Origin of the sequence: Providencia sp. NPDC089933 (assembly GCF_049545585.1) — a bacterium.
In the GTDB taxonomy this organism is placed as follows: Bacteria; Pseudomonadota; Gammaproteobacteria; order Enterobacterales; family Enterobacteriaceae; genus Providencia; species Providencia huashanensis.
Genome location: NZ_JBMWDT010000001.1, coordinates 1,495 through 27,715, shown reverse-complemented (window position 1 = coordinate 27,715; position 26,221 = coordinate 1,495). Strand labels below are relative to the sequence as shown.

Annotated in this window: 19 protein-coding genes and 5 pseudogenes; 15 read left to right on the top strand and 9 right to left on the bottom strand. The window is 40.5% G+C overall.

Translation table 11 applies throughout. The annotated features are described in order from the left end of the window. The 9 genes from ACPEH5_RS00130 to ACPEH5_RS00090 are packed head-to-tail and all read left to right on the top strand — an operon-like array spanning position 1 to position 11,561. Positions 1-258, top strand: a complete 258-nt coding sequence (locus ACPEH5_RS00130) for a PAAR domain-containing protein (protein ID WP_166686770.1) — start codon at positions 1-3, stop codon at positions 256-258. Continuing rightward, positions 255-1,385: a hypothetical protein gene (locus ACPEH5_RS00125; RefSeq protein WP_281111353.1), complete on the top strand. Its 1,131-nt coding sequence runs from the start codon at positions 255-257 to the stop codon at positions 1,383-1,385. Before ACPEH5_RS00130 ends, ACPEH5_RS00125 begins: the two co-directional genes overlap by 4 nt. Next, on the top strand, positions 1,372-4,737 hold the full coding sequence (locus ACPEH5_RS00120) for an ImcF-related family protein (RefSeq protein ID WP_281111354.1): 3,366 nt from the start codon (positions 1,372-1,374) through the stop codon (positions 4,735-4,737). Before ACPEH5_RS00125 ends, ACPEH5_RS00120 begins: the two co-directional genes overlap by 14 nt. A gap of 19 nt (positions 4,738-4,756) precedes the next feature. Continuing rightward, a complete protein-coding gene (tssA, locus tag ACPEH5_RS00115; RefSeq protein WP_281111355.1) occupies positions 4,757-6,367 on the top strand; it encodes a type VI secretion system protein TssA in 1,611 nt (536 codons plus the stop codon). Positions 6,368-6,390: 23 nt separating this feature from the next. Next, on the top strand, positions 6,391-8,142 hold the full coding sequence (gene tssF / locus ACPEH5_RS00110) for a type VI secretion system baseplate subunit TssF (protein ID WP_048606626.1): 1,752 nt from the start codon (positions 6,391-6,393) through the stop codon (positions 8,140-8,142). Next, positions 8,118-9,209, top strand: coding sequence for a type VI secretion system baseplate subunit TssG (tssG, locus tag ACPEH5_RS00105; protein ID WP_048606625.1), 1,092 nt, complete (start codon positions 8,118-8,120; stop codon positions 9,207-9,209). Before tssF ends, tssG begins: the two co-directional genes overlap by 25 nt. 15 nt (positions 9,210-9,224) lie before the next feature. Then, positions 9,225-9,764, top strand: coding sequence for a type VI secretion system lipoprotein TssJ (gene tssJ, locus ACPEH5_RS00100; protein ID WP_042846428.1), 540 nt, complete (start codon positions 9,225-9,227; stop codon positions 9,762-9,764). A gap of 1 nt (position 9,765) precedes the next feature. Next, complete coding sequence (tssE, locus tag ACPEH5_RS00095; RefSeq protein ID WP_042846429.1) at positions 9,766-10,194, top strand: type VI secretion system baseplate subunit TssE; 429 nt, start codon at positions 9,766-9,768, stop codon at positions 10,192-10,194. A gap of 23 nt (positions 10,195-10,217) precedes the next feature. Next, positions 10,218-11,561: a VasL domain-containing protein gene (locus ACPEH5_RS00090; protein ID WP_281111356.1), complete on the top strand. Its 1,344-nt coding sequence runs from the start codon at positions 10,218-10,220 to the stop codon at positions 11,559-11,561. A 121-nt stretch (positions 11,562-11,682) separates the two neighbouring features. Here the strand turns inward: ACPEH5_RS00090 and ACPEH5_RS00085 are convergent. Next, positions 11,683-11,985 (bottom strand): annotated as a pseudogene (locus ACPEH5_RS00085) (Arm DNA-binding domain-containing protein); the annotation flags it as partial. A gap of 338 nt (positions 11,986-12,323) precedes the next feature. On the opposite strand from ACPEH5_RS00085, the gene ACPEH5_RS00080 reads away from it, so the two are divergent. Next, entirely contained in the window at positions 12,324-13,517 is a 1,194-nt protein-coding gene (locus tag ACPEH5_RS00080; RefSeq protein WP_115113542.1) for a tyrosine-type recombinase/integrase, read from the top strand. A 302-nt stretch (positions 13,518-13,819) separates the two neighbouring features. Here the strand turns inward: ACPEH5_RS00080 and ACPEH5_RS00075 are convergent, their stop codons facing one another. Further along, positions 13,820-15,493: a DUF262 domain-containing protein gene (locus ACPEH5_RS00075; RefSeq protein WP_214196066.1), complete on the bottom strand. Its 1,674-nt coding sequence runs from the start codon at positions 15,491-15,493 to the stop codon at positions 13,820-13,822. A 371-nt stretch (positions 15,494-15,864) separates the two neighbouring features. On the opposite strand from ACPEH5_RS00075, the gene ACPEH5_RS00070 reads away from it, so the two are divergent. Next, positions 15,865-16,011, top strand: coding sequence for a hypothetical protein (locus ACPEH5_RS00070; protein WP_214196068.1), 147 nt, complete (start codon positions 15,865-15,867; stop codon positions 16,009-16,011). A gap of 389 nt (positions 16,012-16,400) precedes the next feature. Here the strand turns inward: ACPEH5_RS00070 and ACPEH5_RS00065 are convergent, their stop codons facing one another. The 5 genes and pseudogenes from ACPEH5_RS00065 to ACPEH5_RS00045 form a co-directional block, all read right to left on the bottom strand. After that, positions 16,401-17,756: a DUF726 domain-containing protein gene (locus ACPEH5_RS00065; protein ID WP_281111357.1), complete on the bottom strand. Its 1,356-nt coding sequence runs from the start codon at positions 17,754-17,756 to the stop codon at positions 16,401-16,403. A gap of 157 nt (positions 17,757-17,913) precedes the next feature. Then, positions 17,914-18,121: pseudogene (locus ACPEH5_RS00060) on the bottom strand (DnaB-like helicase C-terminal domain-containing protein); the annotation flags it as partial. 63 nt (positions 18,122-18,184) lie between these two features. Continuing rightward, positions 18,185-18,856, bottom strand: a complete 672-nt coding sequence (locus tag ACPEH5_RS00055) for an inovirus Gp2 family protein (RefSeq protein WP_281111358.1) — start codon at positions 18,854-18,856, stop codon at positions 18,185-18,187. Positions 18,857-19,160: 304 nt separating this feature from the next. Continuing rightward, positions 19,161-20,654, bottom strand: coding sequence for a YfjI family protein (locus ACPEH5_RS00050; protein ID WP_008916288.1), 1,494 nt, complete (start codon positions 20,652-20,654; stop codon positions 19,161-19,163). 28 nt (positions 20,655-20,682) lie between these two features. Next, complete coding sequence (locus ACPEH5_RS00045) at positions 20,683-20,913, bottom strand: helix-turn-helix transcriptional regulator (protein ID WP_008916289.1); 231 nt, start codon at positions 20,911-20,913, stop codon at positions 20,683-20,685. Between the two features lie 96 nt (positions 20,914-21,009). Between ACPEH5_RS00045 and ACPEH5_RS00040 the strand changes: the two genes are divergently transcribed. The 3 genes and pseudogenes from ACPEH5_RS00040 to tssD all read left to right on the top strand — a co-directional run. Further along, positions 21,010-22,812 carry a hypothetical protein gene (locus tag ACPEH5_RS00040; RefSeq protein ID WP_043892714.1) on the top strand — a complete coding sequence of 601 codons (1,803 nt, stop codon included), beginning with the start codon at positions 21,010-21,012 and terminating at the stop codon, positions 22,810-22,812. A 90-nt stretch (positions 22,813-22,902) separates the two neighbouring features. Then, positions 22,903-23,112, top strand: a pseudogene (locus ACPEH5_RS00035) (IS5/IS1182 family transposase); the annotation flags it as partial. Between the two features lie 694 nt (positions 23,113-23,806). Then, positions 23,807-24,109: pseudogene (gene tssD, locus ACPEH5_RS00030) on the top strand (type VI secretion system tube protein TssD); the annotation flags it as partial. On the opposite strand, the pseudogene ACPEH5_RS00025 reads toward tssD, so the two are convergent. After that, a pseudogene (locus tag ACPEH5_RS00025) lies at positions 24,099-24,335 on the bottom strand (thioredoxin family protein); the annotation flags it as partial. The pseudogenes tssD and ACPEH5_RS00025 overlap by 11 nt on opposite strands. 225 nt (positions 24,336-24,560) lie before the next feature. Further along, positions 24,561-25,067: a hypothetical protein gene (locus ACPEH5_RS00020; RefSeq protein ID WP_281111359.1), complete on the bottom strand. Its 507-nt coding sequence runs from the start codon at positions 25,065-25,067 to the stop codon at positions 24,561-24,563. A gap of 628 nt (positions 25,068-25,695) precedes the next feature. On the opposite strand from ACPEH5_RS00020, the gene ACPEH5_RS00015 reads away from it, so the two are divergent. After that, the coding region (locus ACPEH5_RS00015) for a lyase family protein (protein ID WP_423727004.1) at positions 25,696-26,221 on the top strand (526 nt) is incomplete at its 3' end.

The following is a 26,221-nucleotide window of genomic DNA, read 5'->3' as shown; positions in this document are numbered from 1 at the left end:
ATGAAAAATGTTATTCGTGTTGGTGATACATTAAAGCCTTATGGCGGAAGCGTGCTATCAGGTCAATACCTTGCCTTTGGTAAACCCGTTGCCTGTGTTGGAGATAGCGCGGTATGCAACCGTCATGGGCGCACAACTATCGTGGAAGGGGCATCGGGTTCATCCATGAATGGTAACCCAGTCGCTCTAGATGGGCATCGCTGTGCATGCGGTTGCACGCTGGTCAGCTCACTTTCGATGATGGATATCAAGCCATGAGGATGCCCCCTTACTATCCTGAGCCGCCAAATGTTCCCCCGATTAATTGGAAACGGTGGGGACAAGGTATCCTTATTATCATTTCTATCTTCTTACTCATCACTAATATTTTTTGGCCTAAAAACACACCAAATAAAACCACACTTTTTTGGTTTACTGGTTTTATTCTACCTGTTCTTGTTTATCTACTGATATTTTCTATTTATTACTTTATTTACCAAATACGTATTTATCATAAAAATGTGTATTTTGCAGTCACTGAGAAAGATGAAAATGAATGGTGGGGTTACCAGTCAAAATATTTACCCATTATCGATACTATCATTATTGGTAGCTTAGGTCGCAACCAGATGGATTGGGCAATGTTAATTCGAAATAAAACAGTACCACCATTCCCTAAAATCAACGATAAAACAGAAGTTTTATGCAATCCGCTTTTAATTAGTAATAAAGAAAATAAAGATAAAATGCTGGCTAAATTATTATTCAATGAATTAGATACAAAATACCCCGTCTCTAATTTAAACATCAAACACATTTACTGGTTGGGTTCAGAGTCAGCTCTGAATGTTTTTTCTAATTTAGTTGTTCAGCAATATAACACTTCGCCTATTTCTAAAGGTTTTATTCACTCAATTAAAGATATAGACGACATTATCGATAACCATTATGAGCATCACCATAATGATGAAAAGTTAATTATCGCGGGTACCAACCTCAATGATGACCCCAAGCGTGTAGTGCAGTCTGAAAGTGGTTTTCTTTGGTTAATCGGCAATACAGGGAATTATGCGATCCACCGTTGTGAGGCTATTGATTGTGATAATGAACGTGTTTCTGACCTCACATCCCAATTAAAACGCTATGCTGGGTTACCATCAGCCCCCGCCCTCACCATTTCAATGGATCATAAAAGCGCAGAGGCATTTACATCTAGCGACTGGAACAGTGTTGATAATAATCTGTCACCTTACTACGGCGACGTATCCCTCACATCCCCTTTTTTAGCCATCTCACAGGGAGTTTTGCACTGTATACAAAACTCCATCGATTCTTGCGGATGGACCTCAAATATTATCGATAATAAACATTTTGCTGGAGTTATTTCCCGTCATGAAGAAAAATAAAATAGGTAATCCAGTTCCAATAAGTGCACTAATTATTGGCTATTTACTGGTAATTACCGTAATAGTATTTTTGGCAGGTAGTTTTTATTTCTTAATCGGTAACGACTACTTTTTAACACAATATTCTAATAAATCAATTTTCCTATATTCAGTGATTTCTTGGTTAGCTTTATTATTACTGGGGCCAATTTATTTATACTTGACTCATCGAATATCTTTATCATCAATAACACCATTTTTAAATAAATATAAATGGCTAAAAAAATCTAATGATAAAAATACGCCAGATGAACTATCGCAAGCTATGAAAAAAATATACGGCACTTTCTGGCATTCCAAGGTCTCTATCCAGCTTCTCCTCGGCTCCCACTCCGCCGTCGAAAAACTTGCCCCAAATCTTACCCAAGAAATCTGGCAAGAATGTGATGGCACCCTGCTTATCTACGGTGGCGATATCGGGAGTTCTATCGATTCAGAGCGACTAGAAACCCTCAAACACCTGCGCCGACGTCGTCCGCTCGATGGTGTGATTTGGGTGACGGAAAACAGCATTTCATCCCAGCTTTTAGACAGCAACATTCACTTTACCAACCTGAATGCGGCCACTGCCCACAATGCAGGGCGTGCAATCCAAAACCTCTTCCAAGAACTCGGCTGGCGTGCGCCTGTTTGGGTATGGAGTGTCAGTGACCAACCCTCCCTCAGCGCGGTTGAAACGCCCGCTATCCTCTGCATGACTGAGCAAAATATGCCTGCCGAGGCGCTATCGCCTAGCTTATTAAGCCTGATCCCCGCACTTGTGAGCAACGGAACCCAAGCGTTACTGCGCGAACAGAAACACACCTATCTGCTTGCTTTAGCCCAATTTTTACAAAACGGTGGCAGCCAACAGCTCGCGACCGCATTAGCCCCACTCAATACCCCATCACGTACGCTGCCTTTTTCTGGCATCGCATTTAGCCCGTCTATCAATCCGTTAAATCAGCAACGTTTGCCAAATAGTTGGCACCCCGATACCCGCTGGCAAAGCTGGTTAAACGTACAATCTGAACTGGCATCCGGTTTACAGCCGGCCGCTTTAGGCTTTGATAAAAAACGTCTCGTTCAATACGGCGCAGCCACCGCCATGACCTTGTGGGGAGCCGGTATGATTGTCTCTTACTTCGCCAATCGCCAACTCATCGAAGACAGCTACCAAAGTGCGAGTGTCGCCGCTAACCACCAATTACCGGAAACGGAACGCCTTCAGGCCCAATACGACTTTCAGCAAACTCTGGGGCTGTTAACGCATCGCGAACAGAGCTCCGTCCCTGTTTGGCTGCATTTTGGCTTGAATAGCAATCAGCCATTATTAGCCCATTTATGGCCACTGTATCAACAAACGGTACTCCCTCCTCTGCAAGATAATCTCCGTCAGCAACTTGAGCAACGGTTACAAGCTTATGCACAATTATCGCCAAATAGTGATGAACGCCGCCAAGCCACCCAAAGTGCGTATCAAGATTTAAAAACTTACCTCATGATGAGTACGCCAGAGCGTATGGAGCCTGCTTTTTTCACCAATCACGTTCTGACTGCCCTTTCTGTCCCGCAAGGAATGAACGAAGGCGAATGGCACACTCTCGGCAAAGAGTTACTCATGTTCTATGCCCAACAGCTACCGACGCACCCTGAATGGCAATTAACCGCCAACAATAACCTGATTAATCAAAGCCGTACCTTACTCACGCGGCAAATTGGTCAACGCAGCGAAAGTGCCACACTGTATCAAGAAGTGTTACGACAAGCGCAACATCAGTTCCCCGATATGACCTTAGATGATATGACCGGCGATACCGATGCCCACTTTTTATTGACGACAGAAGAGTTTGTACCGGGTATTTTTACCCGCAAAGCGTGGGAAGAATCGATCCAACCCGCCATCAAAAAAGTGGTTGAATCGCGCCGTCATGAAATTGACTGGGTATTGAGTGATAGCCAGCATGAACTTAGCCAAGATATTTCGCCTGATGCGCTCAAACAGCAGCTTACTGAACGCTATTTTGCTGACTTTGCTAATAGCTGGTTAAACTTCCTCAATAGCCTGCAATGGCGCCATACTGAAAGCTTATCCGATACTATCGACCAATTATCCTTAATGAGCGATGTGCGCCAGTCCCCGGTCATTGCACTGCTAAATACCCTCGCCTACCAAGGGAAAACCGGGCGTCAGGCAGAAAAACTGGCCGACTCGTTTGTTAACTCGGCGAAAGAACTGCTCAACAAAGAACAAAAACCCGTGATTAGCCAAAAAGCCGATTTTACGGGACCATTGGAAGACACTTTTGGCCCGGTCCTGAACTTTGTTGACCCTCAAGCCGCCTCACAAACTGGCGATAACCTGAGTTTACAAGCCTATTTAACCCGTATTACTCGTGTGCGCTTAAAACTTCAGCAAGTGGTCAATGCCCCCGACCCGCAAGCCATGTCCCAAACCTTCGCTCAAAGTATTTTAGACGGTAAAAATGTCGATTTTGCCCAAACGCGTGACATGGGCAGTTTAATTGCCGCCAGTTTTGGGCAAGAGTGGCAACCTTTTGGCGATGCACTGTTAGTGGAGCCGATGACGCAGGCGTGGCAACAATTGCTCACCCCAACCGCTCAGGGGATCAATAGCGAATGGCAAAATGCCATTGTCAATGAATGGAACAACGCCTTTGGCGGCCGCTACCCCTTGAAAGACACGCAAAGTGATATTTCTTTGCCTCTGATGGCGCAGTATCTTCGCCCTGATAACGGACGTATTCAACGTTTCCTAGAAACCCGTCTGCAAGGGGTTTTACGCAAAGAAGGTCATCACTGGGTACCGAATAGTGCTAATGCGCAAGGATTACGCTTTAACCCTGAGTTTATTCAGGCGATGAATACCTTGAGTGAGCTAGGCGATGTGGCCTTCGCCAATGGAGAGGCTCGCCTGTACTTCGAAATGCGCCCGGGAACCAGTAAACAGGTGATGCAGACGGTACTGGTGGTCGATAAGCAAAATCTCACTTACGATAACCAATTCCCTGAGTGGCAACGTTTTGTGTGGCCTGCCGACACTATCGCTTCAGGCGCCTCATTGACTTGGATGACCACCTCCACTGGCACCCGCCTCTATCGAGATCATCGAGGTGTTTGGGGGTTAATCCGCTTACTTGAAGCGGCTCAAGTTACCCCTTATGCAGGAAGCACCAGTAGCTATACCGTGTCGTGGACCACCTCCGATGGCAATACACTCAATTACCAGCTGCGCACCGAAATGGGTCAAGGCCCACTGGCGCTGTTAAAACTACGCAACTTTGTGCTACCTGAAAAAATCTTCTTGGATTAGACCCAATAGGACATCACCTATGCCTTTATTAACTGCCTTACGCACAGCCTGTTTTACCGGAAACCCGCTTGCTGCTAACCAGCTTGTTGAGCAACAAGTGGCTTTATGGGAGCGCTGGCTACTGCCTATTACCGCCGAAAACCCAATGGGGAATGACCCCGGTTATGACGATGACTTCGAACGTATGAAAGAAGAAGTCAACAAGTTATCAGGCTCAGATACGGAGTTAATCTGTACGCTCGCCGAAAATCTCTTAACTCATGTATGTAAAGACGCACGCGTGATCACTTACTATGTTTGGGCGCGCTTACATCGAGAAGGTGAAACGGGCTTAGCTGATGGATTAGGATTACTGGCAGGATTACTCCATCGTTACCACGATGACCTACTACCAAATCGCCCAAATAGCCGAAAATCAGCCATTGAATGGTTGGCAGGTCAGCGAGTTATCGACAGTTTATCCCTTTATCCTGAAGTTGATAGCAACGAATTTGCACGTATTGTGGCGCTACTGAGTTCGATTGTGGATGAGTTTAGTACATGGGATGAGGCAAACCGCCCTAATCTTGCACCACTACTACGCGCACTAGAAAATCGACTTGCGCAATCTGGCGGTGCGAATAGTGTTGTTCCACAAAATATTAAATCAACAGAAAGTATATCAACGAAGCAAACATCAACCGGTATCAGCCCTATCGCCCCTATTCAGTCTGGTCGAGAATTACTTGACCAAGCCAAAGTGCTCGCCAATTATCTGCGTAATCAGCCTAATGGTTGGTTATCGGGTCATCGGCTGATGAAATCCGTACGTTGGGATACGCTACACCAAGCTCCCCCACAAAATCAGCAAGGTTGTACTCGATTAGCCCCACCACGCTCAGATGCCAAAGCCCAGCTAAAACGTTTATATCTGCAACAAAATTGGCTCGAACTCACTGAACAAGCAGATCGATTGTTTGCAGAAGGGGTTAACCATTTTTGGTTAGATGTGCAATGGTACTTGCACCAAGCATTGAGTAAATCCCCTGCGCCATGGGATGGCTGGGCAGAAGTGATTGCCTCTGATTTAAAGCAGTTCTTACTTCGCTTACCAGGTTTAGAAAATCTCGCTTGGGAAGATGGCACACCTTTCGCAGATGAAGTCACCTTAGCGTGGATCAAACAGCATATTCTGGAAGAGAATATTCAGTCTCTCAATCACATCCCTGTTCAAGGCGCAAGTGATGATGATAACGACTCAATATTCGCGTTAGAACAAGAAGCGTTAACTCAAGCTGACACCGAAGGCGTTGAAGCCGCATTAGCATGGCTAATGTCACGCCCGAATATCCAAACTTCCCGTCAAAAATGGTTACTGCAATTAGTGATGGCAAGAGTGGCTGAACAATTTGCTCGTCATGATTTGGCACTGAATTTACTTCGTGAATTAGACCGTAATGCTGAACAGATGCGCCTCGCGGATTGGGAACCTCATTCGCTGTTTGAAGTTAAAGCCCGCCAGTTGCAATTGTTACGAGGTAAAACGCAGCGTAATACGCCAGACAAAACTGAACTGCACCATCAAATGTCTGAGTTACTGGCTCAGCTAACTCGATTAGACCCTGTGCGAGCGTTAGTGCTCTATTCCTAAATTAATCAACGAGAACCATACTAATGGATGATTTAACCCTTCGCTATTATGATGCGGAGATGCGATATCTGCGTGAGGCAGCCAAAGAGTTCGCTCAAGCTCACCCCGATCGAGCAGCATTATTAGATTTAGACAAAGCGGGCATTCCTGACCCTTTTGTAGAACGGCTTTTTGAAGGTTTTGCCTTCTCCATGGGGCAATTGCGCCAAAAAATTGATGATGATTTACCCGAGTTAACAGAAGGATTAGTCAGCCTACTTTGGCCTCATTACCTACAAACCATTCCCTCACTTTCTGTGGTTGAACTCGCGCCGGATATTCATGATATGAAAATCTCATCAGTGATCCCCGCTAACTTTGAAGTACTTTCACGCCCTATTGGACCTAAAAAGACCGTCTGCCGCTATCGCACAACTCGAGACTTAACACTCAACCCCATTGTGCTATCAACGGTTAATTTAACCACAGAGCCTGATGGCCGTTCCGTAATTCGCTTGCAGTTCGATTGTGCGAAGCTTGCTGACTGGAAACAAATCTCACTTAATGCTCTCTCCTTTTATCTGGCTGGTGATGTTCCAACTACCTATGCACTACATTTAGCGCTGACTAAGCAAGTTGCAGCCACCTATATTCGGCTGCCATCGTCCCCTGACCGTATTCGTTTACCACTTTGGTTTTCCCCTGGTGGATTTGCTGAAGAAGACCAACTGTGGCCTAAAGGAGATAGCACCTTCAGCGGCTACCAACTATTACTGGAGTATTTTTCTTTTCGTGAAAAGTTTTTCTTCGTCAACTTAAACGGACTTGATGAGATTCAATTACCCGAAGGATTAAGTCATTTTGAGCTAGAAATTGTGCTTGATACGCTCTGGGACAGCGATATTCCATTAAGTACTGATAACCTAAAACTACACAGTGTCCCAGTGATCAACTTATTCAACATTGAAGCTGACCCACTTACTGTTAATGGGTTAGAAAGTGAATATTTACTGCGCCCTCGGCGCTTACAAGATGGACACACCGAAATTTATGCGGTCGATACAGTTCATGGTACGCGACGCGATGAACAAATTCACTATGTGCCATTCAGTAGTTTTCGCCACCGAGGCGGAATGCTCCGCCACAATGCCCCTGAACATTACTATCACACACGAATTAAACGTGGTGTCAGCGGCCTACATGATACATGGCTAATTTTAGGGGGAGAGCACGAGCAACCAACCGCATCTCTTGAAAGTGAAACGCTATCTCTACAATTAACCGGGACTAACGGGCAGCTCCCTCGCAAAGCGTTACAAAGTACATTGCTGGACAGAACTGAAGAGACCTTGCAGACACAGTTACGGGTTCGTAACTTATGCAAACCTACGCTACCTTGCTACCCTCCTGCTGAAGATAGATTTCATTGGCGCGTACTCAGCCACCTTGGTGCCAGCTTCCTGAATATGATGGATAACGTAGAGGTATTACGAGGAACGCTAGCACTTTATGACTGGCGGGAAGATGACCTGAACAGCCGCAAACTCGATGCCATGATCCACGTTGAGCAACACCTTATCGAACGCTTTGAAAAAGGCTTTTTACAGCGAGGTATTGCCATCGACATTACCCTCGATAGCCACGGCTTTAACGGTGAGGGCGACATTCATCTATTTGGCGAAATGCTCAACCGTTTTTTTGCCCTCTATACCGATGTACATCTGTTTAACCAATTGACTTTACATATTTTACCGACAGGAAATAGCCTTACATGGACCGAAAATCATCCTCAGTAAATCCGCTTTTTGATGCGCTTGGGGAGCGTCTTCCGCTGGTAAACTTCTATCGGTTTTGCCAGCTGCTAGAACAAAGTAATGCACAGAGCCCGCCGCTCGGTAGTACCCAAGACCCCAAAACAGACGCTATTCGTTTTCGCCCCCACCGTGGAATGGGCTTTCCCGTCACCGAAATTAAAGGGTTGGATATTGACGATAGATACCGTGATAGCACAACCCCTAGCATTAGAACCACTTTTTTAGGGTTATATGGTGTCACTTCTCCACTACCGACAACCTACCTTGATGATATTGCACAGCGACGAGAAGGAACCGAGTCTCTTACCGATTTTTTAGATATTTTTAACCACCGACTGACGACGCAGTTTTATCGTATTTGGCGAAAATACTCTTACCCCGCAACATTTTCAGCAGGGGGGAAAGACGAAACGTCACAATATTTATATGGATTAATTGGCTTAGGTATACCTGGCACGGCGCAACATATACAAGCGCCGTTATCCCGATTTCTCGCATTACTAGGTACGCTACGTTTTCCGACTCGTACCGCCGAAGGGGTTATATCTTTAGTCAAATTACTGGCGCCTGATACGCAAGTTAAAATCAAGTCCCATGACCCAAGACGCATCGAGCAAGTCACTCAAACAGGGTTATCCTGCAGAACACCGATGACATTAGCCAACAAACCCGTATTAGGTCAGTACGCCACCGATGTTAATAGCCAAATTTTGATTATCTTACAAACCAATAACCTTGAAGAAGCTCGGAACTGGTTGCCTGATGGGTTGCTGTATCAAGATTTAATGGCGCTATTGCATGTTTATCTCGGATCACGCGTCAATGCTCGCCTTAACTTAAAGTTACCAAGAAAGTTACTACCCAATGCAGCGTTAAGCACCCAATCACATCAAGGTGTTCAATTGGGTCGTACCGCAGCAATGGGAACACTCAGCCCACAAACTGTGCGCCAAGAACATATTATCACGTTAAATTTAGGGCGTTACCAACGATTAACGACGTCATCACAGAATACGTCTCCCCAACATTATGCTAATTATCGATTTTAATTTTGAGAATCATTTATGAAACAACTACCTTTATTACCATTTTGTGGCAAAACGTTAGTGCTCCTCTGCGCACTAAATCTATCGGGCTGTGGCCTTACTCAGATGGTCGGTGATGGTACTCGCAATGTTGCAAGCTCCATCTTTTATAAACAAGTGAAAGTCGTACACTTAGATTTTGTCGCACGTGAAGCATTAAATACCGATGATACTGGCGCATCGTTATCAACAATTATCCGTGTTTACCAACTAAAAAACTTTGAAAGCTTTGTAGAAAGCGACTATGCCACTCTTTTCGCTAAAGATAGCCAAGTACTCAAATCCTCGTTAGTCGCACAAAAAGACCTACGAATTCGCCCAGGAGAATCAATTTCGCTTGATATGCCTCTCGAAGAAGGGGCTGAATTTGTTGCTATCGCCGTGATGTTTCACGACCCAGACCTTATCACCGATAATTGGCGTGTGGTGATCCCCAAAAAACGCTTATTACCTGATGACCCACGTTTATTAACTCTCACGGATAACGCTATGACACTAAAACCACTGGGAGAAAAATAACATGTCCCAGCCTTCGTTATATGAAATGTTGACGGGGTATTTTGCTGGAGGATTAAATATTGATGATATTCCAGAACATGACCAAGTGATAGTTTCCGTCATGGACAATATTCGCCGTATTCTCAGCGCCAGAGCGGGGAGCATCGAACATATTCCGGATTATGGGCTTCCCGATATGAGTAAAATGATCCAAGGTCTCCCCGGCACTGCTCACAATATGATGACCATTTTATCGGCAACATTGCTCAAGTATGAGCCCCGCATCAAATCTCTCTCTTTAGTGTTATTACCGCAAAATAGCTTTGGGACACTCCATTATGCCCTTGAGGTTGAATTACACGAACAAGGTTTGATCCGCTATGGCACTGAATTTATGCCTGATGGTCGCATTTTATTGCATCATCTAAAAAAACAATTCGATACGATTTAAACCGACAATTGCTTGAGACAATTATGAACCCAGATTTAAATACATTACGCCTTGGCGGCGACCCTCGCACACTGGCTGATTTTGCAGCCCTTAAAGACGAATTAAACAAACGCTTCCACCCTGCACGCCCTGATGTTGACTGGGCTCGAGCCCATGGCTTATGTTTATCCTTATTTAATCAAAATGGTGCAGACCTACAAACTTGTGCATGGTTTACCCTGATCCGCCAGCATCAAAATGGCATAGCGGGATTAAATGAAGGGTTATCGTTGCTCCAGCATTTACTCAGTCACCACTGGCAAGGGCTTTGGCCCCAACAGACCCATGCTCGCGTCGAAATTATCGCCACATTAAGCCAACAATTGGTGACAGGATTACGTGCACATGCTCCCATTTATGCCGATCTTCCTGCCCTTTACCAAACTGAAACCAAGCTTAGTCAAATTGCACAACAGTTACAAACATTAGAGCTCAAACACCTGACTCAGCTAGAGCGCTTACAAAATTTACTTGCATCTCAGGCAAGGCAATTAGAGAGTACAGATGCTCCAGATAGCGGTTTTATTCCGCCTACACCACCGCAACTTCCGAAAACTTCGCCATCGACATTTCAAGCTCGTACTGCAGTCCCCCCAATTTCCATCAAAGCCAATGCCACCATCAGCACTCCAACACCTACTCAACCTTCTTACCGCAAAGGCATTTGTGTCGGTCTAGCTTTAGGTATTGTACTCACAGGAGCGATATGTGCAGGAACCTTGTATGCATTACACCCACAAATCAATAATCATGCTTTAGCACAAGTACTCCCACAATTACCTGAATTTACACCAAATATTGCAGCAATAATTGAGCAGCAATTACAACCGAACCCAACTCAATCTAGCCGTATTTCTGCTGAAAAACTCAATGTGATTGATAACTACCTTGTGGAATTAGAGTCTATATCCCCTATTTGGGCTCAGCAATATGGGATTAGTATGGCGAATTACCTCACCAAACATTATGGGGAACGACAAGAAATAACAGCGTTTAACGATAAATGGCAGCAAAATATGCAAATTAATGCGTCATCTAACGATAAACTACAACAATGGTCTGAAGGTATGACGTTATTAAATAACCTAAGTACGCGCTTAGATAGCCTTGATGGGAAACCCCGCAGCTATATAACAGGCTCTGAGCTAAAAACGATTATTTTTAATGCACGTCAACATTTTAATCAAGGTATGCCACTTGAGGAAGAACTACGCCAACTAGAGCAATTACAGGCGCAAGGCACCGTACCTGAATCAGAATATCAACGTATCGATACCCACTTTAAGCAACTACTGAATCGATATGCATTGATTCAACAAAATAAATAACACCACCAGCCCCGAAATTCTCGCTCTTAGTTAAAGAAAAAAGAAAGGGATTACATTGACTTTTTGAAAGTAAGTGGCATGGTTTGAGCTTTAAATAAGGGATGGATAAAGAAAAACATGTTTTAAAATATGTTTCAGTTTGGTTAATTGCGCCCGCTTTCTCTGCTTTTCTGGCTTCACTTGGATTAATACCATTGGCAACCTGTTTTCGTGCCTCATCTCTTTTCGCTCTTGCTTCATTGAGAGTGACAACAGGATAGATACCTAACGATATCATTTTGGTTTTGCCAGCGAATTGATACCGATAACGCCAACCTTTGGAACCGTTAGTTTCAGCTAATAAAGCTAGCCCGTTACCATCCGCCAGCGTGTCGGTTTTTTCTTTTAGCTTGGCACGCTTGATTGCCATATCTGTTAGCTTTATAAATCACCAATATTGTATAGGAAAATTGTAGAGGGAATTTCTATACAAAAACTAGGCAACAAATTGTAAGGATTTAGAAAGATGATAGTAGGCTTCGATAGAGTGAGATTTCGCTGGAATGCTTGATTTACTTGGGATTGGAAGACGTTACTAGAAGTGAAGATGGCGGAGGAGGAGTCCGCTTAATATAAATCCAACCCCATCCAGATCTATTCAATTAGTAACGGAATATCAATAGATTATTTAAATTTAAATCCAAACATGTATAATATTCTCCATACAAAGCCTAACAACAATGGCATACCAGATGGCATACTCAACCTTAGGATAAATTCACCATGGCTTTATTAACCAATACCAAAGCTAAGAATATACAACCTGGGGATAAACCATTACCTCATGGCGGTATCACGGGCCTCACTCTACATCCATCATCAACAAAAGGAAGAGGAAAGTGGGTACTTCGCTATATGAGCCCAGTAACACAAAAACGCCGAAATGCGGGTTTAGGTAGTTACCCAGAAATCACAATTTCAGAAGTGTCAAATATTGCTTCAATAATGAGAGAGCAAATAATCAAAGGTATTGATCCCCTTGAGTTCAAAAAATCAATTTCCGAGAAGCCATCAATCCCTTCTTTTGAAGATGCTGCTCGTAAACTTCATACTGAATTACTTCCTGGCTGGAAAAATGAAAAACACGGTAAACAATGGATCACTACACTGGAACAATATGTATTTCCATTTATCGGCTCAATGACATTAGATACCATTGCCCCCGCTGATATAGCTGACACATTACGCCCTATCTGGTTAACTCGCTCCGAAACTGCCTCTCGCGTCAAACAACGTATCCATGCGGTTATGCAATGGGCATGGGCACATAGTTATTGTTCTGCTAACCCTGTCGATGTGGTCGCCCATTTATTACCACAACAAATCAGCGTGAGTATCCGTACCGAACATCAACCTGCAATGCCATGGAAATCACTCCCTCTTTATATTGCAACCTATGTATCCACAGATGAACGATACAATGTCACTCGTGCCTTACTCTTATTTGTCATACTCACCGCCTCACGTTCTGGAGAGGCTAGAGCCATGCGATGGGGAGAAATTGATTTTAAACAACGAGTTTGGACTATCCCAGCCGAAAGAATGAAAGCTGGCATGCAGCATCGAGTTCCCTTATCGGATCAAGCTATGTCGCTACTCCATAGCTTAAAAGGGCTACATGATGAATTGGTTTTTCCTTCCCCCAGAAAACAAGTTGTCCTTTCCGACATGGTGCTCACTGCATTCTTACGGCGTACGAAAGCCCCAAGCGATAATCCTAATCGCGTTGCAACAGCACATGGCTTTCGTTCAACTTTCCGGGATTGGTGCTCTGAGCATGGCTATTCTCGGGATTTAGCTGAAAGAGCACTCGCTCATACAGTCAAAAATAAAGTGGAAGCAGCTTATCACCGAACGGACCTATTAGATCAGCGACGCCCTATGATGCAAGCGTGGGCTGATTATCTCTTGCCTTAAACTAAAGAGCTAGCCAATATGGCTAGCTCTTTTATCTCTTATTAACAATAGAAGGCATGGGCTGTAGAAAACTTATGTCACTACAGGCAAATCCACACCAAATCTGACCGATTTTAACCATCTAGACTTTATTAATAGGAGTTTAATCTACTATCGATTTTTGCAAATAATTAGGTACAAAATCACAGGGTAAATATCTGAAAATCAGCTCGCTTGTGCTTCTCCATAACTTTGCGACATATATGAACCGCCTGTTGCCACTATCCAGTCTCAATAGATTCTGGATAATGGCTGGTTACCCTTTACCGAAATGACCACTCAGTGATCGCAAAGTCTACGATTTTGTTATGCCGTTTATCTATTGCTTCACAATCCCACACTGGGTTCTCGCTATCTTTAACGAAAGAAGCAATCTCAGCCTGTTGGTTAAGAATGGGGGTCTTTCTGTAAGACATTAACTTATCGGCAAATGGTTTGTTTCCGATGGACGCATTGTGCGACCCTGATATGAGCATCAGGTTGCCAAGACAATTGAGGTATTCAGAGCTAAAGTCTTCGGAATATTCACCCTGCTCATTGAGTTCATATCCTGTTTCGAGAGGACTTCCATCAGTAGGCGTGCGCGGTGCTATATGTTCAATTTGTTGGTTGGTAATCTTAAACCCTTCGACTGAATATCCAGCTCTCTGAAGATAACTCTCGTAGCTCCAAAGCAGGTAGCTTAGTACATTATTTCCGTACATCCCGCCATGTAGATAGTTCTTCATATTTGTATCACTCCAATACCATGTATCATTGAGCTTACTTGCTATTTTTTCTAATAAGACAGCATTGTTGCCATCGTAGGAGAGCAGAATTTCATTGAGACGCTCTTGGATATTTGCCCGACTATTGATGAGCTTAGCCCTAAAGGTTATCACTTCAAGAATGCGGAAAAGAGTTGGGAGATCTGAGGAGTTATAACGGTAGCCCTTAATAATGAATGGGTAAATGTACGCGGGGATCCCAAGTTTAAACAGCCTTTTCGCATACATACTCTTTTCATGTTGTAACTTATCTATGGCCACGAATGAATCGTTTAAACTTCGAACGTACTCTTTTATCCAGGTAACTTTGTCATCTTTGTTACGGAAAGCTTCCTTCAAGTCATCCAAAGTGCGGTAGGCATACCCCTTGATATACGCATTGTTGTGGTAAATCAGCACACTATCTTCATTAATCCGCTCTATGTTGTTGATTACCTGATAAATGCGTTTAAATATGTTCGATACAAATTCGATATTGTTATCAACATCGTCAGCAGGGCTATTCACGTACATCTGATACATGAAATACGATTTGACCTTTTCCATATTGGTCAATTCTTTGCCTCTATTATTTTCCAGTTCAAACATCAGAGCCGCATCCTTCTTACCCTCCAACTCGATGATGGTAAGGTCGGTATTTTCAAGCTTCTCTTGGATACTGACAAGGCGTGCGGTATCAAGTTTAGAGAGTTGTTTAGTGAAGTATGCTTTCGCTTCAAGTAGTTTCTTTTGTGATGGAGAATAAGCATCAAACTTATCTTGATTTTCGACAATTAAGCAGTCATAACAACTTCGATCATATTCAACTGGGCGGAGTTTAATATTTTTATCTCTGATGAAAGCTTCTTCAGTGTCTTCAATGTCAAAATTATGCTCTGACAGGTCATCTCGTGTCTTTAATACATTGAGTAGAGAGCGAACAAATATAGTAATGGTAGTGACCCTTTGCTGGCCGTCAATGATTTCGTATAACTTGTTCTTTTCAACGCATTCAAGAAGAATATTCCCGAAAAAATAGTTGTTTTCCCCATCTACTTGCTCATAAAGATCTGACAAGAATTCATTCCAGTTGTTCTCTCCCCAAGCATAAGCCCGCTGGTATACAGGGATCTCGTAACTAACCTTGGAGGGTTCAAAGAAAGCCAATACTGTGGTTTGATTAAAGTTCATTTCACTCCCAACACTAAACATTACAAAGTGTTTAATATCAAAAAGTTAATCATATCATATGCAGTAAAAGGAAATAGTGAATAATGCAGTATTTTTTGATTCATTACATTAGAATCCATATTTGGGCTTGTAGTGGCTCACTAAAACTGGCCACTGATATAGAGTTTTCCCATATTTTTATTTATGTGAACAAGGCAGACACTGATGGCATTCGTAACTCAGAAATGTCCAAAAACGAGTTTACCCGGCTGTCCGCTCCTCGCTCGTAGCAGACCTCGCAGTGTGTCAGACGGTCCGCTTCGTGCCAAAAGCGGAAGTAACGGGTAAGAATAAACTCAAAAATTTTTTTTTGTAGGCAATGAGGGGGGATTATGGCGCGTAGAATTGAACCTCGTGGCATAGCTAATGCTATTAATGGAAGCTTTGTCAGTCGTAACAATGATTTTGCAGGATACTGGGCTATTGGTCAGTTAAAATTACAGTCTCAGCAAAGAATATTATTCCAATTCAATTTATAGATAGGCTGTTTTTGCTGGAAATATTGAGCATGATAAATGAAATATCTCTCGTGACGGGGTCAAAGAAAATGTTAAATGAATTGGTGTTTGCTAAAAACCTCATTCATAGCCCAGTACCTTCATCTGCGGCACAGTAATATTTAGGCGGCTGTTGGGAAGTTTCTCTGGCTGCTGGATTTTAGTACTAGTTGTATTGTGGTACAGAATAATAGATAAACTGTAGCCATTGAAGGTCACTTGCACAGTTCTTCATGCTCGTTATGTTGCTTGCTCTGGGGGGAGCTTCCTCCCCTTTATGCACGTATTACACTTAGCAGGCTCCATTTACAAGTGATTTTCTTATGAGCTTGACTGGTCAGAATTTATTACACTTCAAATATCTCAGTAAATTATCCTACAAAATTAATCAAAGAGTCATTATTTTTAATAATGCGATCTCTGAGGATCTTTATTAAAATAACTATTGGAATCAACACCTGGGTTGCAGGGCCAGTAAAATGGATAGTTCTAAAACCACCTGTTACATCATAAATATCATTGAAAACGTTCACATCGATAAAATCATTGCCACTACCAATCAAATAAGTATCAATAGCATTAACTATTGTCTCACACTTATCCTTATTCATGCCGTTTGTTAATATTTCCTTTTTGAAATCATTCATCATTACATCAAGTATCATACTTTCTATTTCGAAATCTGCTTTCTCTTTTATATTTTTTATTCCAATTTCATCGGAAATATCTAGCAATATTTCATTGTATTTAACACCATTCCCTCTTAGTTTGTTTACGATGGAATCCCCACCCATCAACTGTATTTCATTTGTTAAAGCCTGGGTTTCAAGCTCTTTATCCGAAAAGGCACTATTTCTTTTATTTAATAATTTAGCTATTACCTCTCTTTCCTTGTTTGATGAGTAATATATTACGTTATAGAGAGATTCATCTTTCAAGCAGAACTCAATGGGTTTGTTACTACTGACAACCATGACTTCTTTTCTTGAGTTGTTATTAAAATCCAAATGATTAATTATTTTATGAACATTATCCCAATAATCAAGATGACCTAGCGAGTGAAACGGTCTGTTCATAATTCTTCCATTTAGTTCCTCATCAATCACAATCGGATGTGCACCTATGCATTTTTCAAAGTCAGGCTTGATTTTTAAAACAAGATCGGCATCTGAGTGAATGTTGTATATATTCCCAGATATCACGGTTAGTAATTTTTTGCATTCAGCATTACTTAGATTTCTTGCTCCTGCCATGAGTATTAAATTATTTATATTTATAATTTTAAATTCATCACTCATTGCTAAAATAGATTCAATGATTAATCTAGCACCAAGAGAATGAGAATATATATTTATAGCCTCATATTTCTTGCTATTTTTTTTTAAAAAACGAACCAATAAAACGTAAAATTTATATTTCAAGTTACTGATACTTTGTTCGACTGCTTTAAATCCGCCAATTTGAGATGATATGGCATTCACGGCAAAAAGATAGGGGTTTGGTTTTAAGGCAATCCCTAAAAGGTCTGCGCTAGAGAAATTATTCAATATCGAACCGCTAGGCCAAAATGCGAAGATATTAGAATCACTTGCATTTACTTTAGCTACATGGTTTTTTAGCTTATCTCTATCACTTTCAGTTGAAGCGGCAGAGTAACCATGAATAAAAATATTCAAGGTATCCCCTTGCCCATTGCCACAACGCTCAAAAAAAATATCCTCTTTCATGACATTCCTTTATTAATTCTGAAAATAGTGAAAACATTATAATGGAATTTAAAGATTGAAATGCCATTAAATTTAAGTTTTTAGATGGGATATATATAGAGTAAGTAATGAGAGCAATCTGAGAGAGGAAATTTAGTAAGCCTGGACAACCTGGCTTTCAGGGGTAATATTCTTCGAATTGAGATCCACTGTAGTTATCAAATCGTAACCACTGGCCATTGAAAGGCTGGCGCACCGATCCAATAGGTCTATTTCGCTACTTACCCAGAATGATTTCTGCCCCCTTTGTGCTGACTGTTCTCGTTGTAGACATCGTCACGATAGATAAACATGATAAGGTCGGCATCTCGCTCAGACCAGCCGGTCAGGCTTAGTTATGTTCTACCCAACGAAACCTGTTAGTTCAAGTCTGAGCTAATGCCTCTCAATTAAACCTGACTGGTTCCAAAGTTTCTAAAGTCAGTCATGAACTCTTTGGTATTCATTTTAGCCAGATACGTCATGCGTAATAGGAAATCAAAATAATTAGAATTACGAGTCAGAGCATCTCGTCTATCAAATCGAAATACGGGGTTCTCTGGAAAGTTAACTAATGGTGCATAGTCTGGGTACGCTAAGCCAATGGCGCTACACCATGCCCGTTGTATTCTAGTCGCCATATTATTGGCATCATCTTGTAAATAGTTGCCTAAATAGCCGTATATATCTCGATTAAATAACAAAACTAAATGGTAGTGAGGATATTCACTTTCATTACGTTCTCTTACCCAAGCATAATAAGGGAGTGCTGGTGTACCTGAACGCCCCGTACGATGATGTGCGGCTCTCAGTTGGCTTTTTAGTGACTCGATAAAACGGGTAATGGCTCGCTCATCCGTGCGTTGAAAACATATAGGCATATCCGGGGCATCAGGACTACTATCCTGAGCGAATCGTAAATCAACTCGGATTGCAAATACTCGGTTATGGTGTTCTAGTGTATTCTCAACCACTGCCAGTAATCGACGAAGGATATAATACGATATCGAGGAATCATAGCGATCACTCGCGATAGTTATCAGTTGATCCAATTCTGTTTTAGTTAATGTATAATCTGACATTTTTATTACCTTACTATCATAGAAATAGCGATATCTGTATTCGTGTTTAAGTACCTATCGCATCCATAACACAGTGAGTTATAGACACAATAGGTACGGTGATTAAATAAACATTGCTTTGTTGATTGATAGGTGTTATTGTTATAAATTAGTATTGTATTTAGTAAGATGATATATATTACCTATACCGACATCATTCCATTTAATAAAAGACAGACTCAACCCTCCCCAAAGCCGCAATAAATCTCGCTTGGTGATATAATCCTACTCACTGATATTATTAAAAATAACTCTGAAGTTATCCTTATCTTGGTGAGTTATTGAGTATGAATACTCCTCTGCTACTCAACGGAATATTCAATCGTTCGGCTAGCTCTTCAGGTGTCATTCTTGCCCCCGTAAACTTGACATAGTTAATCCCATTTTTTTCGAATAATTGAACTTTGGCTTCCTGCTGTAGTTTTTCTAATGCAGGCCGCAAACGGTCAGAGCGTCTCAGTGAATAGGGGCCATTTTTAATGATGTCATTTCGCCTAAAATCATAAGATTTATTACTGACAAGATGCTCCTCCAACCATAACAGGAGTTTTTCAGCATCACTAGGCTCCCTCGTTTCATCAGTTTTAGCGATAAAGTGATTGAGATACCACTGTGTGATATAAAATGCCGCATTCAAGGTTTCTTTTGTGATCAGCGTTGAATTCGGTGTCATAAAAACCTGCATCACTGCCGCAATTCTCGACGCATGTTCCATATAGCGCGCAATAAAATCCTCATAATGTGAAAATGCCGTGTCCTGCTTTATACAATCTGATATGATTCGCTGCTGTTCATACCAGTATTTTTGTGCCTCCACCGTTAATGTGATACACTGACGTTCACCACCATACTCTCTTCGCAATGCAGACTTGTCTAAGTGCGCGATCAAAACGGAAGAGAAGGCATCAAATGCATGCGCGTCTAATCGTAAAGTGTTCAGGTCATCCAACCTAGTTAATGAATTGTTCAAATCCACGAATAAAAAACGGGCTAGCCCACCAGAATATCGAAACTTCGTGCCTTTTTTCCTCAAATAATGATTAAACAATTCCGGCTGTAACATTAACAAGATGCTAAAACGGGCATCTGAAATAAAGTCGCTGTCGCGTGAAACACGGCTCACCGAAATACTCTCTCCACACCAGAGTGAATTTAATAACGAAATTTTATGAAATAGATTGCCGTCAAACAAAGCCCCTGCTTCATCTGAGGCCAGTGTTAACACTGGATACCCTTGCCCTAATTCCCGAGTTAATGCCTCGCTGGTGGGATCATTGATAATTAAACGCCTTTGAACCGGCTTAACAGGCGCTTGTTGTAGGCATTCATCTAACTGACGACGAGCCTCAGCCACATCACCGTTATCCTTAAACATTTTTTGATAATGTTTCTCATGAGCTTTTAGCTCTATTTTCCAAATAGCCTCATGCCGTTGATACTCCGCCTGTGCTGAACCATATTCTCTTTTTTGTGCTTCTTCCCACTGAATAACCGGTGCTATCAACATTCTGAATACCGTCGTCTTTTTACTGCCCGACTTGGCGAGCACAAGCGTATAAAGTGAAGTGGGATAGCGAATCCCTTGGATAGGTTGAACATCAAAGTTATCGTGACATCCCATACCCATAACTCCTAATAGGGTAGGTAAAATAATATCTGTGCTAGCCCCTGTTTGAGCGTGTATGTGCCCGATCAACTGCTGAAAAAATTCAGGTAAAAATTTCAACTGCAAACATAGTTCTGGATTGCCATTTGACATTTTTCTTGCTCCTTAATTTGATAGACAATTAAACTTCACGTGAAGCAACCCATTTTTCGATCTCGCTGTATAGCCATCCAACTGATGATATCCCCAGCTTAATCGGTTTAGGAAAATCCTCATCGTAATACTTCGAGCGAGGGTTTAATTTTTCATAAATACTGGATCTGGATATCCCCAGAATAACGGTTAACTCAGTCATACGTAAAATACGTAATGGTGAATTTGTCTGATTTCTAGTTTCTTTTTGGTTGGACATCTCATTTTCCTTTGTTGATCCGATGACTTAACTAGACTTTGCCATAAACAATGAGAAAATATCCCGTAGTAAAATGGAGACCAAAAGGAGATGAAAGTGCCTACACACACATTTGCTGAAATGCTGTATAAAGTTTATGAAATACTTGGACTGTTTAAAAAAAACACGAATAGAAGAGATTTACGTAATCATTCCAATTTTTCATCTCACCAAATGTTTTTTGCGAAAGCTTTAGATGAAATAATTGATACGATCGACAATCAAGAAAGCCTAGACAAACAAATCAGATTAGTCTTGTTTTACAAATATGAACAGCTATACAATAAATTTGTCAGTACTAATCTAGTATCGACTTTAAATGCAAAAGAGATAATGATACGTTTTACTGAAATTGTAATACCTGCAGTTATAGCATTAGATATACATATAACACTTCGTGGCTATAGAAAAGAAGATCCATTCAATTTTTATTATCACATACGTAAATTTTTACTTAGCGAAAAATACAATAAAAATAATGAAGAATTAATATATCAGAATGCAAAAAAATATTTAAAAAAATACATAAAGTCGCTGAACTTTGAGCCCTCCATTGATCTCAGCTCAATAATTTCATTAATTGATAATATTAGAAAAAGTTCTAAACAGAGAACAGCATCAATTAATACAGCAATAGATCAATGCCTCTCAATCGCCAACTTGATGGGATATAAAAAAAGTTATAAATTTGATCTCCTTAGAGTAGCCTACACTTCAATAAATACATTGCTATTATTTCAAAAAGAAACCAATTTACTTGATTTCGTTTATAATAACTATGAAAAAATCATAAAAAAAGAAATAAAAGAATATGAACCAATATCAAAGTTAAACAATTATTTGTATGATGGGAAAAATCACTTAATTATATTAGGAATTGAGGACGAAATTGTCGATAAAAACTCAACTGAAGTCATTAATAGCATTATTAGTTATTTAGATATTCCTATATTGAATAATCCTATTGTCAAAGATATTATTTACGAAATAGAGCGTTTTACATTTAATTTAGATTATCTTGTGCCATATTCAAAATCTTATTTTAACCTACTCAAAAGACATCTCAATAAATACGACAAAAATAATATATTGAAACCATACTTAACATTTATAGACATAATACTATTATTACAAGATGAAAAAATCGATGCTGCCTTTAATTTTATTAAAAATATAAATAAAAAAAACCTACCCTTAGGTTTTTTAAACTCAGCCATTTCAACTATTGATTTGGCTTTACAAATAAAATTAAAGAAAAAAACGATAAGAAATGGTTCTTTAATTCCTTTGATTAATTCAATTTTAATCACCAATAGCATTTATATAAAATACTACCCCATTGCTTACCACATTGAAAACAATAAAATCAGGGAAAATCCCATTATAAAAAACCCAAATAATATTATACTAATGCAATCAATAGCAAGATATAACCTCATGATAAGTAAAATAACCGATGAGAAAAATTATAAATTTGATGAAGTTTTCCCTCACGCAATCAATGGAAGTCTGAATCACCTTGATAAATTACTTGAAAAATTAATTAAACACGTTCTAAATTTCAATATTAAAGATGATGTTATCGCAAAAAAAATCATAGAGAAAAAAATATATACGTATTCAAATCTTAATAAAAATCTAATAAACATTCTTAATGATTGTTCATTGTACAACTGTATAGGCTGCCTTTCAATTCTATATGACTACCTTCAAGCTCCAGGAGAGGAGTTTGAAAATATTCGTCTTTTTATAAGCAAGCCAGAAAAAGAAATCAACAATTTACGTAAAGCATTACATATAGCTGAAAATATATTATATGAAAATAAACAAAAGAAAAAAAGTGCTGTCCTAGATAACTAAGAACTAACTCCAGAAGGGATTGTCAGAATGTCATAACGGGTAATTTCTGAAGGTGAAAATATGACAGTTAGCAGATGATGGCTCAGCGATGAACCTCATATTCAGTCACGGAAGGATGAATCAGAAGCCATCAAAAACACGGATTTTAAGGCCCACCGCTGGGTTGTAGAGAGAACACACAGTTGGATGAATCGCTACCGTCGTGTCCTGACTCGTTGGGAGAAGAAGGTCGAGAATTATGAGGCGATGCTGCATTTTGCCTGTGGTATCATTGTCTGGAATAAAATCCTTTTGGGATAGGTTCTAAGCATGAAATAAATGGTAATTTGATAGGAATTTTAGAAGGAGCCAACTTATATAATTGTATGGGCTGTCTCGATTACTTATGTAAACACTTAAGGTCCTATGGCGAAGATCTATCTAATATCATTTCTTTCGTATCTATATCGGTAAAAGGGATTGAAAAACTAGAATTAGTGCGTGGTGCATTACTAATTGCAAAAGAAAGACTCTCAGAAAAAGATCATCTAAAAAAGATAAGTAAAAATTTACTATCTCTAGCTAATTTCTATGTAACACTTGCTACGCGTAGCAAGTGTTACTAATCGCTAATCAATAATTTTTCATGATAGTGTAGGATATCTGTACCCAATTGCGATGACACTTCTGATAGTGCTTTAACTTGATAAAATTGTTTTTTGAACATATCGAACCTCCAACATAATAGTATGAAGGTTCATAACCCCATCATCGGTGAATTAGATACAATAATTCAGATCTATTGATACACAGGTATTTGAGATAACAATGCTATTCAACTCCCTATAGCGTTGAAGCATTACTAATTGATTACTATTAATACCGCTGACCTTTGTAAACTAACTATTCACTCGACTTCTGCTCGGCGCTCTATAAACTTCGGGCTCACCATCGTCTTTTAGGTCTATTTCGTATGAGCAGATCGCTGAATAACATCGATGGAGATCACTTTACTATGCCAACTCCGTGCTATATCTCCATCGAAGGTAAAACCCAGGGCAACATCACCGCCGGTGCATTTACGGCTGAGTCTGTCGGTAACATCTATGTACAGGGTCACGAAGATGAAATGCTGGTTCAGCAGTTTGACCATGTGGTGGCGGTTCCGCTGCTGTACAACGCCCTGGCTGCCGGTGAAATGCAACCGAAAGTGCAGCTGAAATGGTACCGCACCACAGTTGAAGGTAAGCAGGAGCATTTCTTCACCACCGCGCTGGAAGATGCTACTATCGTCAACATAGACTGCAAAATGCCGCACTGAAGGGGTTTAGCTCGTCCTTAGTGGGCTCCACAACACCAGATTTCGGCTTCATTAGCTCTTCAGACTCGGCTGGCTCCGGAATGGCCTGATACCAAAACCAGCCTTCCTGACCACGCTGATAGAATGGTCCATCACTGGCATGGGCGGGCAGGATGAATAGAAAGAAAATAATGATTGGGATGGTCACCCATAGGATGAACCAAGGTAACAAGGGGGTTCTCATTGTCAGCTCCCGAAAATTTCATAGAGCTAACATGCTAAAGATCCCAGTAAGTGCGATTGGCCAGATAGATGAAGGAATTGTGTGTGTTTCTGACTAGCTTTTGTGAACAGAAAAATGGCTGCAACCTTGAAATTTGTTCGAAACAAAGTTGATATTGGTTTGCTGTCTTTGATACCCAACTTTAATAACAGATACTGAAATTAACATCATCTTAAATAGAACCCATCATACGGGAGACTCGCAGTTTGGACACTTTATGTTAATTGAAGACATAGGCATCAAAGACAAATAAGTCCAATACTCGCCATTCTTAATTAATCGTGTATTGCATGCACCACAGTGGGTATACACGGTAAAGTGTGTACACTCATTGCACCGATACCAACGCTTTTGATTATTTGAACTCATTGATTTCGTTACATCAACTACTTTTTCAGACCCGCAAGAAACACAAAAATTCACCGCATGAGTATCATCCGATGCTCCTCGAAAAGGTGTATTGTCTTCAATGCCGTACTGTAGAAACATCCCTAGCATACGTTGGATTTCATCAAGATAGCGTTGCGACTTCATTGGGTTAGCACATACTGCACCATAGTTTGTAGCTTGACGTTGATGGTATGCTGGCTCCCAATCAAACATGGATAGTTCGCCCAAATAACTGTCTTTCGCCCATTCTTGTGGAGATACGACTTTCTCAACCGCATCTAACACGGGGTGCAGAACAAACACACTGTTTTCTACGGTTGGGCTAAAATTTGATTTACAGCTAATATATTGAAACTGAAAAACAATATATTTTTTGTTAGCGAGTTATATGAGAAAACCAGTGTTTTCATTATGACCCGTCTTGAGTAGCCCAAATGGGGAAAATTATTCATCGATACTACTTATTCATCGATACTACAATGGTAACCCCATGTCACAGTATTTAACTCATCATTATTGTATTATTGGAATACGTAATTAATTTTATTATTTTAAATATTAATTTTTCAGTTTATTCTGCTATCTCCTAATAATTTTAATATATTTCCAAAATGAAACAATTCATGCTTCTTGTCTAGCATATTTATTTTCTTAAGTAATAAAAATAAACCATTATCTTTCCTTTGGTTAAATACAATCGAATAAAGAGTATATTAGCCATGAATCAGTTATATCTACATTTGATTATCGTTAATTGATTTATTATTTTTTTATTATAATTTACCTTTGACTTTTGTGTTTTTTACTCTATTTTATAATTAAATGTTTATTACTATTTCTATATCTTCTTTTTTAGAACATATTTAAAACTCTAATTTTTTCCAGCAATGATTATTTATTAAAAATAAACCTAGTCATTTTAGGAGTTATCATGGAATACAAGCTTAATAAGAATATCCCTATAGGAACTAATGCTACTGGACTACGAGAAGAATTCGATAGTATGGGAAAAGTAAATGTTCCCGCAGATCGCTATTGGGGTGCCCAAACACAACGCTCATTACAACATTTTAATATCGGTAATGATCTCATGCCAAAAGAGGTTTACCACGCCTACGGCTATGTAAAGAAAGCTTGTGCGTTAGTTAACTTTGCTGCTGGCAGATTACCCGATTGGAAAAAAGATGCCATTGTTATGGCTGCTGATGAAACTATCAGTGGTCAGCTTGATGACCATTATCCTCTCTATGTATGGCAAACAGGCTCTGGTACGCAATCAAATATGAATGTCAATGAGGTACTTTCTAATCGAGCAATCCAATTATTAGGCGGTACATTAGGAACTCAATCACCTATAGGTCCTAATGATGATGTGAATATGGGGCAATCGTCAAATGACTCATTCCCAACTGCAATGCATATCGCTGCAATTTTTGCGATTGATGAACAGTTAATTC